This window comes from Nostoc sp. DedQUE05 (assembly GCF_034530955.1).
Lineage (GTDB): Bacteria > Cyanobacteriota > Cyanobacteriia > Cyanobacteriales > Nostocaceae > Nostoc.
In genome coordinates this window covers 1-13,586 of record NZ_JAVRCB010000004.1, presented here as the reverse complement: position 1 = coordinate 13,586, position 13,586 = coordinate 1, and the positions used below count along the sequence as shown (strand labels likewise).

The following is a 13,586-nucleotide window of genomic DNA, read 5'->3' as shown; positions in this document are numbered from 1 at the left end:
GGTGACAACATCTCCACCAAATCAATAATTTTTTGTTTGTGTAATTTAGAACTAACTACTTATTCGTATTCGCCAGATAACGATCGCCACTTGACCCGCTCGCCATCCAAAAACCTCGGCATTGTCGCACTTGTTCAGTAATGGTTTTAATCTACCATAAAAACATTGCCACACATTGTTAAACATTATTGAGCCTTGTTCCAAGGTTACGGGAGTATGATGAACTGGCAACAAATCTTTGTAGTGTTGATGAGTCAGAGCGATCGCGTACAAACTTCCATATATTTCCCCAAAGATATCCACGAGGCTTTGGTGAGATGGGCTGAGGAAGAAGACCGTCCCATCAGTAATCTTGTTGTGCGGCTTGTCAGTAAGGCGGTTGAAGAGCGGGAAAAGAAGCAAAATCCGCCGCAATAATATCTAGATGTTGCAGATAGGACAATTTGTAAATTCCTGATACACGATATATCCTCAGCCACTACATGAGCAAAATCCTTGTGCATGATATGTTATTGGTTCTTTGCAAGATGTAAAAACTTCAACGCAAAGTGAAGTGTCAAATGGGCTTGACGAACGTCTGGCAAAGTTAATTAGGGGAGGTCTTTTGAAGGCTACACAAAAAGCGCAAGTGTGATTTTGTCAAAAGGCTGTGCCAAAATTAAGCCCGAACCCAGGCATTATGTGGAGATAGTAGAAGAAACTAGAGAAGTTAGGGGAAGAATTCCTAAAGATTTAAAAATTGCTTTTGAAATCGCCTGCGCTCGTCTGGAAGTCACACAGACAGCAGCCTTGGAGGAGGCGATTAGGGACTGGTTGAAAAAGAAAGAGTCCTCTGAAAAACAGCACTAGAAGGATTGAGGGACGCATTTGCTATCGATTTAGTTTGCTGTCAAAATACTTATACTGTTGAGGGAAGTAACAATTTTGGCGGTGATCGCTCAATAATTATTTATGATTTCGGGATGAAGCTTATACTCATTGGTATTGTCGTTATGATGCTCTCCAACAAAATCCTTTAAGGATTCAAAACTCAAACTTTTGCCCATTGCCTTTCCAATTAGAGCCAGCAAATTATTTGCCCGCATCTGGAAAAATGCTTCAAAGTCATCTCGCTGTAAGCTTTTTGGAGATATAGCGTGCGATCGCAACATTTCATCCAGCCTTTTTGTTGATGTCCCAGAAAGTTCAAATTCCTTTAAATAAACGGAAGGTGCTTTACAACCAATCTTCTTGTTCGTTTTGGCACTTAAAGGCGTGCGGTTAATCAAGCAGTTATACTTTTTAGGATCGATGCTCTGCTTGCGACACCATGCCACTGGAAAGATGTGGTGCGAATCTATCTGTTCTTCAAAATAAATTACATCATTGATTTGTTCCCCAGTACACCAATCAATTGCCCCCTCGCGTCGTAATAAAGCTGCCAAACCCTGATACACTGCACCGTAACGTTTTCTAACGCTAATCAGCCTATCAAAGGAGAAATCCGCTTGGACAATGGTGAATGGAAGTGAACCACCTGCTAACCAATTTACTACTTCTATAACGTCTCTACCGGCTCTTGCCTCGTACCAGCGTGTATATATTTCACCAAACATCCCACACCATAACCAACGTTCCAGCATAGAACGTACCTGAAAAGAGCGGGAACGTTCTCCAAGAACAGTAAAAATTGTACTGAGAATGAGTAATTGAATGGGGTAAGCTAAATCATCTGCATCAAAAATTTTTTGACTATAAAGGAAACGAGCAGACTCTTCAAAACCTCTGGTAATTGGGTCAGCCCATTTTTGATATTCTTCTTTGGTGAGTTTTAGTACTTCAGCACGACCACAAGCAACACCTGGTAATTTATCGACATTCCACCCTTGCTTTAAAGCTTCTATCCTCTTTGCGTAGCCAGCTACCAAAGTAACTGCTTGTACAAAATCAGTGCTTCGTAGCTTTCGCAACACTTTTAATGATTGAAAGCGGTTTTTTCGCTGCTTCCAATCATCTCTCAGACTGAAGTCAGCAGTGCAATAGCTGGAACTCATTAAGTCGAAGTAATTGAGGTCACAGCCAGAAGTATTTGTATCCTCAAATACTTGGCAAACGCCTTCTTTTGGTAAGGAGTCACGTAATTGGATTACAGGTATTTGATAATGCTCAAATTTCTTCACAATTTCTAGTTCTAAAGTATCAATTAGTTCTAGTTTTTGAGGATTGTATCGCCAATACCTAGAGAATTTGCTACGCCATTCAGGAAAAGAGAAAACCTTGGATAAAGGAAACAAGAACGCCTCATATTCTTTTTCAGCAGTAGAACAATCAATTAAGTTACCTGAGAAAATTCGGATAATTTTGGATTCAGGTAAGGCAACGATTGCCTTAATGCGATCGCATTCTGGGTCAAGGCATTTTTTGATATCCAGGTAGTACCACTTTTTAATACTTTTTTGGCTTTTTTGGTCTTTTATGGTTACAGGTAGTTGAGATAGCAGTACCATAAACAGAGTTGTCAAGCGTTGCTGCCCGTCAAGGATTAGTAGGTTTGGAACATAGTTTTCTGGTTTTAATACCCCATCAACCGGGCGGGGTTTGAATTGTCGGCTTTGATTACCTTGCTGAAGCATCATTACTGCGCCAATTGGGTAAGCCAGAGATATGCTGGCAAGCAGACGACGCACATGGATATCGTCCCAAACCCAATCTCGTTGAAAATCTGGAAGTTGGATACGTCCAGTTTTAATGTCTTTCATGACATCAAGGAGAAAATATTTAGTGATGTCAAAGGTAGAGATTGAGTTCATTTGATGTTCTGCCATTTTTGTCATCAAGAAAAATGCGGCTACTCTTTACAGCTAATACTTCTGTACGTCAGCCTAAGATTCTCTTTGGGGTAACAGCAAGGGGTTTTTGGGGCAGTTGGTCGTGAGTAGCGATCGCTTATGCTTAATCTTGAGGAAAGTCTGGAGGTAAGACAACAATTCCCCTTACTACTAGCTGCTTAAATTGATTGATTAAATCAGCTTGCCGTAATATTCGGGTAACGTATCTAGGCCGTCGATCAAAGTCTGTCCCCCAATCTTTAACAGTTTTTGGGCTAGTACCTGTAACTTCTGCGATCGCATTAATGCAAGCTTTGCGATAATTACGTCCTGGTTCGTGAGTAACCCAACGACGACAATATTCCATCGGTTCTAGGGGCAACTGACAGAGGATATCAATTTGATGTTTATTTTGGTGGGATTGCCTCCCAGTTTGCATCTTGAGCGTTCGTGAGTTAGTAAGGGTTACAGCAGCAGGGAATTGTGAAGACACCTAGCTACTGCACCCAAAACCCATACTTGCTGACCTCAACTTAAGAAATATCTGCTCTTAGCACAAGTATTTTAGTCACGATTCACGAGTAAATTATTGTTGAGGAAAGTCAGGGGGTAGGACTATTTTTTTGATTTGGTTGAGCATATCAGCCATGCGTAAGATATGCGTCACATAATTGGGGCGCTTCTCGAAGTTGGAACCCCAATTACCTATAGTCCTTGGACTCAGCCCAGTTGCTTCGGCGAGAGCGGCTATGCAGGCTTTTCTGTACCCCCGGTCATCGGGGGACATATCAACCCATCTTTTACAGTATTCCATCGGCTCCAAGGGCTTTTCACTGAGCGCGTCGATTCTATATTCAGCCCTTGGGCGAATGATGTCTATGACCTTGCTTGATCTGAGTAACACGTTTACTCACGATTCGTGACTATATTTAAAGATATTATGAGCCACGATGTATGTAGAAAAGCAGTGCGATCGTTATTAATAAAACTGCTTGTTGTATGATTTGTGATCTAGGGTAGTCCTTGAGGTGTGCATCTAGCAACTGCTGGACTGCTTTGGTTGCCGTAGCTATTACTCACAAGATTAACTGGCAACTTGGGTTAATAAACACTAGAGGATACAATTACTAACACGATATAAATACCAACACTACTTGAAAAGAGATGCAAATACAATGCTTTTATCAACTTTTCAACATTTAAAAGGAATTGGAGCTAAGACAGAAAATGAACTTTGGCGTTCAGGTATTGTATCTTGGGACGACTGGGAATTAAAACAAGCAACTCAGTTATCGATATTTGATATTAATACAGATAATAGTAGAAACAATTTTATTCAAGCTTCACGCAAAGCTATAGAATACGAAAATGCTGATTTTTTTGCTGAAAATTTACCCAGATCAGAATACTATCGAATTGCGCTTACCTTTCCTAAAAAAACAATATTTTTAGACATCGAAACTACTGGTTTAAGTAGATATTATAACAATATTACACTAGTAGGATGGAGTATGGATTCAAAGTACAAAGTATATATACGAGGAGAGGATGATTATTCTTTCAGACAAGCATTAACACAAGCAAAAGTTATTGTTACTTTTAATGGTTCGCTTTTTGACATTCCTTTTATTTGCAAAGAATTTCATGATTTGAAATTTCCTAAAACTCACATTGATCTACGTTTCTTAGCAAAACGGGTTGGACTAGCAGGAGGACAAAAAAAAATTGAAAAAATTTTAGGAGTAAAAAGACCTTCTAATTTGGTGGAAATAAAAGGTGATTCTGCTCCTTTACTTTGGTACAAATACTGTCGAGGTGATTCTGACTCCCTTAAACTGTTGATTTCTTACAATCATGCGGATATAGAAGGTATGAAATCAATATTTGATGCTGTCATGGCTCGGCTTATACAAAAACATCAAATCCCTCTAAATATTAGTGCATCCATTCATCATTTTGCGGCGAATCCAAGTCCATTACAGTGGAATGAAGGTAAATCCAAATCAAATCAAGAGGGAATATGTATACCTGCGCCTAAAGAAAAACAATGCTCAAGCATATCACTAAAAGATATTGCCGATATCAAAGATTTATCTAATTTAAAAGTTGTTGGTATTGACCTTTCCGGTTCAGAGAAACGAGCGTCTGGATGGAGCGTATTAGAAGGAGATTATGTAATTACTAAAAGATTAAATACTGATTATGATATCATTAATGCAACGCTGGATGTTCAGCCTACTCTAGTCTCTATTGATTCACCATTGTCTTTACCTATAGGAAGAGTTAGCGTTGAGGATAGCGATCCTGGACGGCAGCTTTACGGTATTACTCGATCTTGCGAAAGAATATTAAAGAAGCGTGGGATAAATGTTTATCCATCTTTAATTAGAAGTATGCAAAATTTGACTGCTCGTGGTATTAGGCTTGCTAAATATTTTAGAGAGAAAGGGATAGCTGTGATTGAAAGTTATCCAGGCGCAGCACAAGATATCATGAATATTCCAAGGAAGAAAGCTAGTATTGAACTTCTTAAAATTGGGCTTAGTGAATTTGGTGTTAGAGGAGAGTATACTGAGCAACCAATAAGCCATGATGAACTAGATGCAATTACTTCAGCTATTGTTGGTGTTTTCTTCTGGCATGGAAAATTTGAAGCATTAGGAAATAGTGAAGAAGAATACTTAATTATTCCTGATGTTAATTCCATTCAAAGTCATTGGAAAAACAGAATAGTTATTGGATTAAGTGGCCCAATTGCTGCTGGAAAAACAACTGGGGGAGAATTTTTTAAATCACTCGGCTTTCACTACACTCGATACAGCCTCGTGTTAGCAGATATTTTGCATGAGCGCGGCATAAAACCTCGCCGTGAAACTCTACAGCAAGTAGGGGAAGAAGTTAATAAAAATCCAGGGCAACATTGGCTATGTAAAAAGCTTCTTGAAAAACTTCCCAATCAGGGTGACATTGTTATTGATGGATTGCGTTACCCAGATGATCGTGCTTTTTGGGTGGAAACGTTTGGCCCATCTTTCCTGCATATTCATATTAACTGCCCGCCAGAACTTCGTATGGCGCGATATATCTCCAGGGGAGGTAATTATGAAGAATTTGTTATTGCTGATTCTCATTTAGCTGAAGTAGATGTCGCTAAATTGGCTTCTTTAGCAGACCTTTCGGTTGTTAATGTCAATAGTCTAGAATCTTTTTTGTTACTGCTTGCTCAAGCTGTAGAGTATAAGAAAAACGCAAAGAATCTTTAAAAATGCCTGTAACAGTAGTAGTTGGTGGTCAGTTTGGCTCTGAGGGGAAGGGGAAGGTTGCTCATTTCCTTACGCAAGAAACAGGAGCAAGTGTAGCAGTCCGTGTTGGGGGAAGCAACTCTGGGCATACGGTGATCGATCCATCTGGTACAGCGATAATTCTTCAGCAATTACCTACTGCGGCAATTCTTCCAAACGTTACCTGCGTAATAGGTGCAGGAAGTTATATAAAACCAGATATTTTACTTAGCGAAATTGCCTGCACAGGATTGCCTAGTGAGCGGCTTTTGATAGATCCTAATGCAATGATCGTTACAGAACACGAGCAAATTGAAGAACAAACAAGTTCTTTGCGTCAATCTATAGGTTCAACCTTAAGTGGAACAGGTGCGGCAGTACGCAGACGAATTGACCGCGATTTCTCGGTTTGTTTGGCTAAGAACAATGAACACCTGCGTGAATTTGTCAAACCTGTAGTGCCTTTTATGCGAAACCAGTTACAAGCTAAACATAGAATAATTATCGAAGGTACACAAGGATTTGGTTTATCCCTACTTCATTCTGCTGAATATCCTTATGTAACCAGTCGTGATACGACAGCGGCAGCTTTTGTTTCTGAGGCAGGTCTTAGCCCATTGGATGTAGATCAGATTGTACTGGTATTGCGTGCATTTCCTATCCGTGTGAGTGGAAATTCAGGGCCATTGCCTTATGAAATTGATTGGCAAGCTGTGTCTAGTGAATCAGGAAGCTCCGTGCCTATTCTTGAGCATACATCAGTCACAAAATCGATTAGGCGAGTTGCACGCTTCCATCCTGATGTCGTACGTCAAGCAATTATGGTGAATCGACCTACACATATTATCTTGAATCATTTGGACTATATAGATAAATCATGCTGTACTTTAAATGCACTATCGGCAAAAGCACTTAGCTTTGTTGAAGAAGTCGAATCATTCATTGGCTCACCTATAGATTATTGCGGATTTGGGCCATCTTCATTGTTGACACGAGAGCAAGCTGCAACTCAGATAAATTTAGTATGACTAATCCTTCCCAAACCAACTTACAAAACAATAATCCATTTGCTCAAACTGAAGCAGAAGCAGAAGATCGCTTTAAAATTTATCGCTCACTCGATCCATTTGATGATATAGAACCTGCCCTTTTGAATTCGGCTCATATTTATGATTACGTTGCCGCTACAGGCATGATATATCCATTTGACCCAGAAAATCTTAAGTCAGCATCATATGAAGTGAAGGTACTTGGCGAATGCGTATATTGGGATGAGGAAGGACAAAAAGTAGTTCAAAATATAAAAGAGGGCGATCAGTTTTTCCTGAGGCCAAACTCTATAGCATTTGTCACGCTGGAACCTATGTTCCGTCTTCCCGACTATATTGCGTTACGATTCAATTTAAAGATAAAAAATGTTTATAGAGGTTTATTACTAGGAACTGGCCCCCTAGTTGATCCAGGCTTTGTTGGCAGGCTTTCTCTACCCTTGCATAACCTAACTACTAATGAATAAGAGTTCAAAGGTGGCGACGGTCTGATTTGGATGGAATTCACAAAATTAAGTAGTTACCAAAACTGGAAGCAATCGAGTGGACAAGCAGTTGTAATTGATCGTAAAGGGGAATACAAAGAATTTAGGAATCCACCTTCTGATGTACACGCCTACCTTATCAAAGCAGATTCTAGCCGTAGTATTCGCAGTTCCATTCCTAATGAGATTCGGAATGCTAAACTTTCTGCCGACAATGCTGCTCGGTCTGCCACAGATGCTGCTCAGTCTGCGGAAAATGCTGTCGGGAGAATTACTCAGTTTGCAGATGAAACTGATAAGAAACTCACTCAAAGTCAACAAAAGTTTGCGTTAGGAAGTGTTGTAGTAGTAGTCTTATCAATTATCGCTATAGTAGTTTCTTCTTGGGGATTAGTTGGTCTTTTTCTAAGTACATCTGATTACCTTAATAATACACGCGAAAAAAACTTTGATCATACGCAAAGAATTCAATCTTTAGAAAAACAAATTCAGGAACTCAATAAGAGAATAGATGAACTGGAGAATTCTAAACGGGGAACAGTACAGAAACCAGCAACACCCAAAGTTTCCTCAACAGCAACGCCATAACATCTGATTTCATAGTGACAAGGCGTTGCCGCATAACAAGCCCCACATAACCGAATGGGTACATGCTGCATACCCACCCTAGCAGATGGTAACATTTGCGTTAATCTATCGGCATCAACCCCCACAACCTTAGCTAAAGCTTCCAACTGGTGGTGAGACGGTGGAGGATTAAACCGAAACTTTTCCTAGCGAACGATCGCTCTTTAGTTGATATTGCATAAAAGGGTCGATGGCAATTCTTAGCGAGATTTTTGACGCTTTGCCATCTTTGTAAAAGGCAGGGAACAATGAAAGCATTCACCATACAGCCAATTTGCAGGAATTGGAAATGGTGTCTCACAGTTAGTACATTTTGTTAACAAACCCAACTGGTGGCGATCGCAATTTCTGGCGATGGTTCTGTTCGTGAGAGCAAAGTTAACTATTGTAGCGATTTTGTGAGTGAAGTTAAAGTACGTAGACACAGCCTGTTAATGCTTTAACGGTATCGCCTCCATAAACGCCGCCAAAGCAAAAGCACTAAAATAGCGATAATAAATCCGCTAAAAGTGTATATTCCCTTAGTAGCTGGGATTAGCCACCAAGGTTCCTTTGGGGTTGTCTGTTGTGTACTTGTTAGTGGTTGCGTAGTTTTTATTTGTGGTGTACTTGTTGCCTGTTCTGGGTTGACTTTGACCTTGAATGATTTGATCAGGGTAGACCTTACAGGGTTATCATTTTCTTTATCTAGTCCTGGCAAAGCAGCAATAAAGGAGCCAAAAGTCCATCCCGCAGCTAAGAGGCTAACGAAAGTTTGAAAATTGCGATCGCGTTCAGCTTTTTCTACTTCAACTCGGCTACGAACGGCATTAATGGTATCTGATAGTAATTTTAAACCTCGCTCCAGGTTTTCTGAGTCTTTAGTTATTTGTAGCCGATATTTATCTTTAACTAATTTACTAAACTCTGTTAAAAACTTAACTTCTGTTTCTTGATTTGATTGAATTTTGTTAGACTTTTGTTTAATTCTACCTAGACGTTTTTCATAATTACTTAAATTAATATCAATTGTACCACCCTGAAAATCAAGTATAGTTAACTCTCTTGTATACTCATTGAGTGTGTTTTGCACATCGACTAATGTTTTATACAATGTATTTAACTCACTTCCCTTATTTCTAGCTTGTTCAATAGCATCACTTCCAACTTTAATTTTACTAAAATAAGTTTGTAAAGAATTTTTTAATAGCCGACTTTGACTATAAGCCCAAACTATTTTGTGTCGATAATAAAATAAACGCATCCAGTCAGAATAAAATTTGCCAGATTGGTTTGAAGTAGCTTCGTCAGGATATATTACTATAATAAAATGCTGATTATTTTGGGTGAGTTCAAAAATATTAGCTCCCAGAAAGTGTCCTTGACCTTGTAAATCTCCTTCCCAATCTAAACCGGGCATTAATGCCTGATAGCAAGCTTGAGCAATCTCTTCCTGGCTTTTGGACTGAGAGGGAGGTAGCCAGCCAGAGAGCATCCAGGTTTGCCCAATAGTAGCTATTTCACCCTTCAATATTCGCTCAATTTCAACTTTTATATATGTAAAGCATTTAGCAGGTTGAGCATTAGTTTTATTTTTGAAAGCACACTCTACAAGTAAGCCATAACTATCACCGAGGAGAACAGGATAGAAATAGCCTTCATATTGTTCATTATCATGTTTTGTCTGTGCATATACATCTTTGAGGAGATGAACGTATTCGCCTTGCAAATCTTGCCCATTTTCTAACAATAATGGACGAATATGTTCAGGAATTTTATTGTAAAAAGATTGTTGATTCAGCTTAATCTCTTCTGGAGTATCGCCTAAACTATATTTCAAGTCATAGAGAAAGAGGTCGATAGTGGGATATATGAGGTCAGTCATTCAAGGAAATCATTTTAGATTTTTGATTCTGGATGGTAAACACAGATAAATAAAATTTTTATCCTTAAGGGGAAAGGCTATTATATTGTCACTTGGTCAGCAAATCAATAAATTTATTGTCTGATAGCTCAAGTCCATTTAAACCGAGTATGAGTGATAGTTTTATCCTATCCTCATAGGTTTTGCCATTAGTCTAATAGTCTATTGATAATTATGCAAGGTAAGGTATGAACTAACCCCGCCTTTTTCAGGTAGGGGTTAGGGAAAATGAAGTCAAGCACTACGGTTAAGGCAAATCATAGATGAATAAGAATAACGTTATTTTTGTGCAAGATTTTGGTTTAAAAATTGTTGGAATTGCTCAAAGCTGCTTAATTTTTTGGCAGTTTCAGAAGGGTTAGGAGTTGCCAAAACCTTGATAGCCATATTGGTAATTTCATTGCTTCTCAAGTCTGAAGAGCTTACTTGTGGAATAGCGCGGGTTGTAGGTTGAGGTTTCTGCTTTGGTACAGCTTGTTCTAATTCAGCCTCGCTAGGTAGTAAATTGAGAGGGATTGTATCACCTAAATTATCTAATTGAGATTTAGCGGCTTGAAACCGTTGATTTAAAGGTTCGTTAGCTTGAATCATCACCAACAAACGGGGTTCGATGAGTATCTCCCAAGCTTTTGGGTTAGCGGAAAGTTGTTCAGCAGCTTGGGATAAGTCGGATTGTTCCGTATCACTCAGAGGAATTTCTGAATCTTTCAAGGCTAGTAACAGAGCTAATAAAGTATTGTTAAGATTGGTGGTTTCCATGAGGAAAATTACTCAGATTTTTTGGTTACATGATTAACTAAGTTTACCTGATACTTAAATATCATTGGCGGCTATGGAAAGAGAAGCACTGGTGATCGGCATTAATCGCTATCCTACCTTGATAGAAAAATCTAGCGATCGCCCACCGCATCTCAAAGCACCAGCAACTGATGCAGAAGCCATAGCCCAAATCCTCGAAACTTATGGCAAATTCCATGTCGAGCGTTTACCAGCAGCTTATAATCTGGATGGGTCTTGCTTTGTCGATCCTCAGCAGCAGCTAACCCTCAAAGAGTTAGAAACAGCTATTGTCCAACTTTTCAACCCCCCTGGACGCAGCATTCCTGATACAGCCTTGCTCTTTTTTGCGGGTCATGGTTTACGCAAAGATATCGGTGGAGTCACAGAAGGCTTTTTAGCTGCCAGCGATACTTGTCCTGTGATTGGACAGTGGGGACTTTCTCTAGACTGGTTACGCAAACTTTTACAATCTTCCCCGGTTCGTCAGCAAATTGTTTGGTTAGATTGTTGTTATAGCGGTGAGTTATTCAATTTCGATGATGCCGATCCTGGGAGTTTTGAGACTAAGGATAGATGTTTAATTGCCGCTTCTCGTGGATTTGAAGTCGCATACGAAGAGTTGAGTGGCAATCATGGGATTTTGAGTGGCGCATTAGTAGAAGCACTTAAACCTGAAAGTCATGCTGAAGGCTGGGTGACAAACTACTCCCTGGTTGACTTAATCAAGCAGCAGCTAAAAACCGCCCGTCAGCGTCCCATTTTTCACAACACTGGCGGAGAAATTATCCTTACGGGACAAAAAGAAAAAATTGACCGTGCTGTTTTAATGGCAGAGTTGTGTCCTTACAAGGGTTTAGCAGCTTTTGAATTTAACGAATCAGACCCCAAATATTTCTACGGACGCACCGCTTTAACTGATTCGCTTTTGGAGAATATCAGGCAAGGGAATTTTTTGGCGGTTGTCGGGGCTTCTGGAAGTGGTAAGTCTAGTGTAGTCAAGGCAGGTTTACTGTATCAACTGAAGTTAGGCAAAAGATTGGGAGGAAGTGACCAATGGGTAATCAAGATTTTTCGCCCCGGAGAGCATCCCCTCAAGAGTTTAGCTAGAGTATTTGGGCATCACATAACTCCCCGCCAGGTTCAGGATGCCCAAACACAGACAGATAAACCGAAATTTGAATTAGAAAAGACAGAAGAATTACTCAACAAAGGTGCGATCGGATTAACTGAATTAGTCCAAGCCACATTACAATCAGTAGAAGTACTGCATGAGCTAGAGCCTGATGCAAACACTTTATCCTTACAAACCCCAGTTTACCATCGTCTCATTCTCGTCATCGACCAATTTGAAGAAGTTTTTACTCTCTGTCAAGATGAAGGCGAGCGACAGGAGTTTTTTGAGTGTTTGTTAGGGGCATTAAATAATTCTCTGTTGACGGTGGTAATGACGATGCGGGCAGATTTCTTTGGGAAATGTGCGGAACAAGAATATGCCGGATTAGCACAGAAAATTCAAGAGAATCTGATTACTGTCACCCCAATGAATAAAAAGGAGTTGACAGAAGCCATTACCCAACCTGCTTATCAAGTCGGGTTAGAAGTGCAACGGGAACTAGTAGAACAAATGCTAGCCGATGTCGAAGGCCCTGGTAGTTTACCTTTGTTGCAATATACCCTAACGGAATTGTGGCGTAAGCGAGAGGTGAATCGCTTAACTCTGGCAGAATATAGCAGACTTGGTGGAGTCAAAGGCACGCTACAAAAACGGGCGGATGAAGTTTATGATGCTCTCGACTCGAAAGAAGAACAACTGACTGCTAAACGGATATTCATAGAGTTAACCCAGTTGGGAGAAGGAACAGAAGACACCCGCAGACAGGTGTTTAAAACAGATTTAGTCAACTCCCAGCAATCGGCAGAAGTGGTGGAACAAGTGCTAATGAAGTTGACAGATGCCAGATTAGTGGTGACATCTGAACTGCAAGCACGGGGGGAGAGTGAAAAGACGGTGACTGTGGTGGATGTAGCCCATGAAGCACTGATTCGCCATTGGCCAAAATTGCGTTCTTGGGTGAGTGAAAACCGAGCCGCCATTCGCATTGAGCGCAAGATTGAGGCAGCATCAGAGGAGTGGGAAAGTAAAAGCAAGTCGAAAGATTACCTGTTTACAGGGTCAAAATTGGCAGAGGCAGAGAATTACTTGCAAGAGTATGGGGATCTCGGTTTGCTGTCGCATTTAGCATCGGAATTTGTCCAGAAAAGTATTCAGCAACGTAACATAAGTAAATGGCTAAGGTTTGGGGCTGTTGCTTCTTTTGTGGGGGTAGTGGCTATAGGAGCAGTTGTTTCGACAATTTTTGGATTTGAGTCTCGCAAACAGGCAACCATCGCCAGTTTGCGCGAAAAAGCTGCAACTATTAAGTATGTGCTGCCAATACAAACAAATGTAGAGCAATTAATTTCAGCAATTGGGGCAACTGGTGAAAGTCAGTCACAACTCAAGGAAGTTTTGAGTGAAGTTCAATCTAGTTTGTCAGAAGCAATAGAAGCTGTTCATGAGCGCAATGTTTTCTCCGGTCATACAGCACCTGTCAGGGCACTGGCGTTCAGTCCCGATGGCAAGTATATTGTCAGTGGCAGTGAAGACAAGACGC

12 protein-coding genes are annotated in these 13,586 nt (G+C 40.2%); 8 read left to right on the top strand and 4 right to left on the bottom strand.

Translation table 11 applies throughout. The annotated features are described in order from the left end of the window. The first annotated feature begins 216 nt into the window (after positions 1-216). Together RMZ42_RS04045 and RMZ42_RS04040 are read left to right on the top strand one after the other, a co-directional pair. A complete protein-coding gene (locus tag RMZ42_RS04045; RefSeq protein ID WP_084227262.1) occupies positions 217-417 on the top strand; it encodes a ribbon-helix-helix domain-containing protein in 201 nt (66 codons plus the stop codon). Positions 418-630: 213 nt separating this feature from the next. Further along, positions 631-849 (top strand): hypothetical protein, encoded by a 219-nt coding sequence (locus RMZ42_RS04040; protein ID WP_322670197.1) that lies wholly within the window; start codon positions 631-633, stop codon positions 847-849. Positions 850-938: 89 nt separating this feature from the next. Here RMZ42_RS04040 and RMZ42_RS04035 read toward each other — a convergent pair whose 3' ends face one another. Together RMZ42_RS04035 and RMZ42_RS04030 are read right to left on the bottom strand one after the other, a co-directional pair. Beyond that, positions 939-2,789, bottom strand: coding sequence for a GmrSD restriction endonuclease domain-containing protein (locus tag RMZ42_RS04035; protein WP_322670196.1), 1,851 nt, complete (start codon positions 2,787-2,789; stop codon positions 939-941). 142 nt (positions 2,790-2,931) lie between these two features. Beyond that, positions 2,932-3,246, bottom strand: a complete 315-nt coding sequence (locus RMZ42_RS04030) for a hypothetical protein (RefSeq protein WP_322670365.1) — start codon at positions 3,244-3,246, stop codon at positions 2,932-2,934. Between the two features lie 219 nt (positions 3,247-3,465). Here RMZ42_RS04030 and RMZ42_RS34640 point away from each other — a divergent pair, with 219 nt between their 5' ends. From RMZ42_RS34640 to RMZ42_RS04005, 5 genes are all read left to right on the top strand, one after another. Next, a complete protein-coding gene (locus RMZ42_RS34640; protein WP_416211786.1) occupies positions 3,466-3,699 on the top strand; it encodes a hypothetical protein in 234 nt (77 codons plus the stop codon). 283 nt (positions 3,700-3,982) lie between these two features. Further along, positions 3,983-6,070 (top strand): ribonuclease H-like domain-containing protein, encoded by a 2,088-nt coding sequence (locus tag RMZ42_RS04020; RefSeq protein WP_322670194.1) that lies wholly within the window; start codon positions 3,983-3,985, stop codon positions 6,068-6,070. Between the two features lie 2 nt (positions 6,071-6,072). Next, complete coding sequence (locus RMZ42_RS04015) at positions 6,073-7,116, top strand: adenylosuccinate synthetase (RefSeq protein WP_322670193.1); 1,044 nt, start codon at positions 6,073-6,075, stop codon at positions 7,114-7,116. Continuing rightward, positions 7,113-7,604, top strand: a complete 492-nt coding sequence (locus tag RMZ42_RS04010) for a dCTP deaminase domain-containing protein (RefSeq protein WP_322670192.1) — start codon at positions 7,113-7,115, stop codon at positions 7,602-7,604. The genes RMZ42_RS04015 and RMZ42_RS04010 overlap by 4 nt, the downstream gene beginning before the upstream one ends. A gap of 30 nt (positions 7,605-7,634) precedes the next feature. Beyond that, the gene (locus tag RMZ42_RS04005; RefSeq protein ID WP_322670191.1) at positions 7,635-8,210 is read left to right on the top strand and encodes a hypothetical protein; all 576 of its coding nucleotides are present in this window, start codon (positions 7,635-7,637) and stop codon (positions 8,208-8,210) included. Between the two features lie 478 nt (positions 8,211-8,688). Here the strand turns inward: RMZ42_RS04005 and RMZ42_RS04000 are convergent, their stop codons facing one another. Together RMZ42_RS04000 and RMZ42_RS03995 are read right to left on the bottom strand one after the other, a co-directional pair. After that, complete coding sequence (locus tag RMZ42_RS04000) at positions 8,689-10,113, bottom strand: hypothetical protein (protein WP_322670190.1); 1,425 nt, start codon at positions 10,111-10,113, stop codon at positions 8,689-8,691. Between the two features lie 318 nt (positions 10,114-10,431). Next, positions 10,432-10,911 (bottom strand): hypothetical protein, encoded by a 480-nt coding sequence (locus tag RMZ42_RS03995; RefSeq protein WP_322670189.1) that lies wholly within the window; start codon positions 10,909-10,911, stop codon positions 10,432-10,434. A 73-nt stretch (positions 10,912-10,984) separates the two neighbouring features. Here RMZ42_RS03995 and RMZ42_RS03990 point away from each other — a divergent pair. Continuing rightward, the coding region (locus RMZ42_RS03990) for a caspase family protein (RefSeq protein WP_322670188.1) at positions 10,985-13,586 on the top strand (2,602 nt) is incomplete at its 3' end.

What these genes read in the sequence shown, in the direction of transcription:
- RMZ42_RS04045 (WP_084227262.1), top strand. Translation starts at nt 217, where the DNA reads ATGATGAACTGGCAACAAATCTTTGTAGTGTTGATGAGTCAGAGCGAT.
- RMZ42_RS04035 (WP_322670196.1), bottom strand. Translation starts at nt 2,789, where the DNA reads ATGAACTCAATCTCTACCTTTGACATCACTAAATATTTTCTCCTTGAT.
- RMZ42_RS04030 (WP_322670365.1), bottom strand. Translation starts at nt 3,246, where the DNA reads ATGCAAACTGGGAGGCAATCCCACCAAAATAAACATCAAATTGATATC.
- RMZ42_RS34640 (WP_416211786.1), top strand. Translation starts at nt 3,466, where the DNA reads ATGCGTCACATAATTGGGGCGCTTCTCGAAGTTGGAACCCCAATTACC.
- RMZ42_RS04020 (WP_322670194.1), top strand. Translation starts at nt 3,983, where the DNA reads ATGCTTTTATCAACTTTTCAACATTTAAAAGGAATTGGAGCTAAGACA.
- RMZ42_RS04015 (WP_322670193.1), top strand. Translation starts at nt 6,073, where the DNA reads ATGCCTGTAACAGTAGTAGTTGGTGGTCAGTTTGGCTCTGAGGGGAAG.
- RMZ42_RS04010 (WP_322670192.1), top strand. Translation starts at nt 7,113, where the DNA reads ATGACTAATCCTTCCCAAACCAACTTACAAAACAATAATCCATTTGCT.
- RMZ42_RS04005 (WP_322670191.1), top strand. Translation starts at nt 7,635, where the DNA reads ATGGAATTCACAAAATTAAGTAGTTACCAAAACTGGAAGCAATCGAGT.
- RMZ42_RS04000 (WP_322670190.1), bottom strand. Translation starts at nt 10,113, where the DNA reads ATGACTGACCTCATATATCCCACTATCGACCTCTTTCTCTATGACTTG.
- RMZ42_RS03995 (WP_322670189.1), bottom strand. Translation starts at nt 10,911, where the DNA reads ATGGAAACCACCAATCTTAACAATACTTTATTAGCTCTGTTACTAGCC.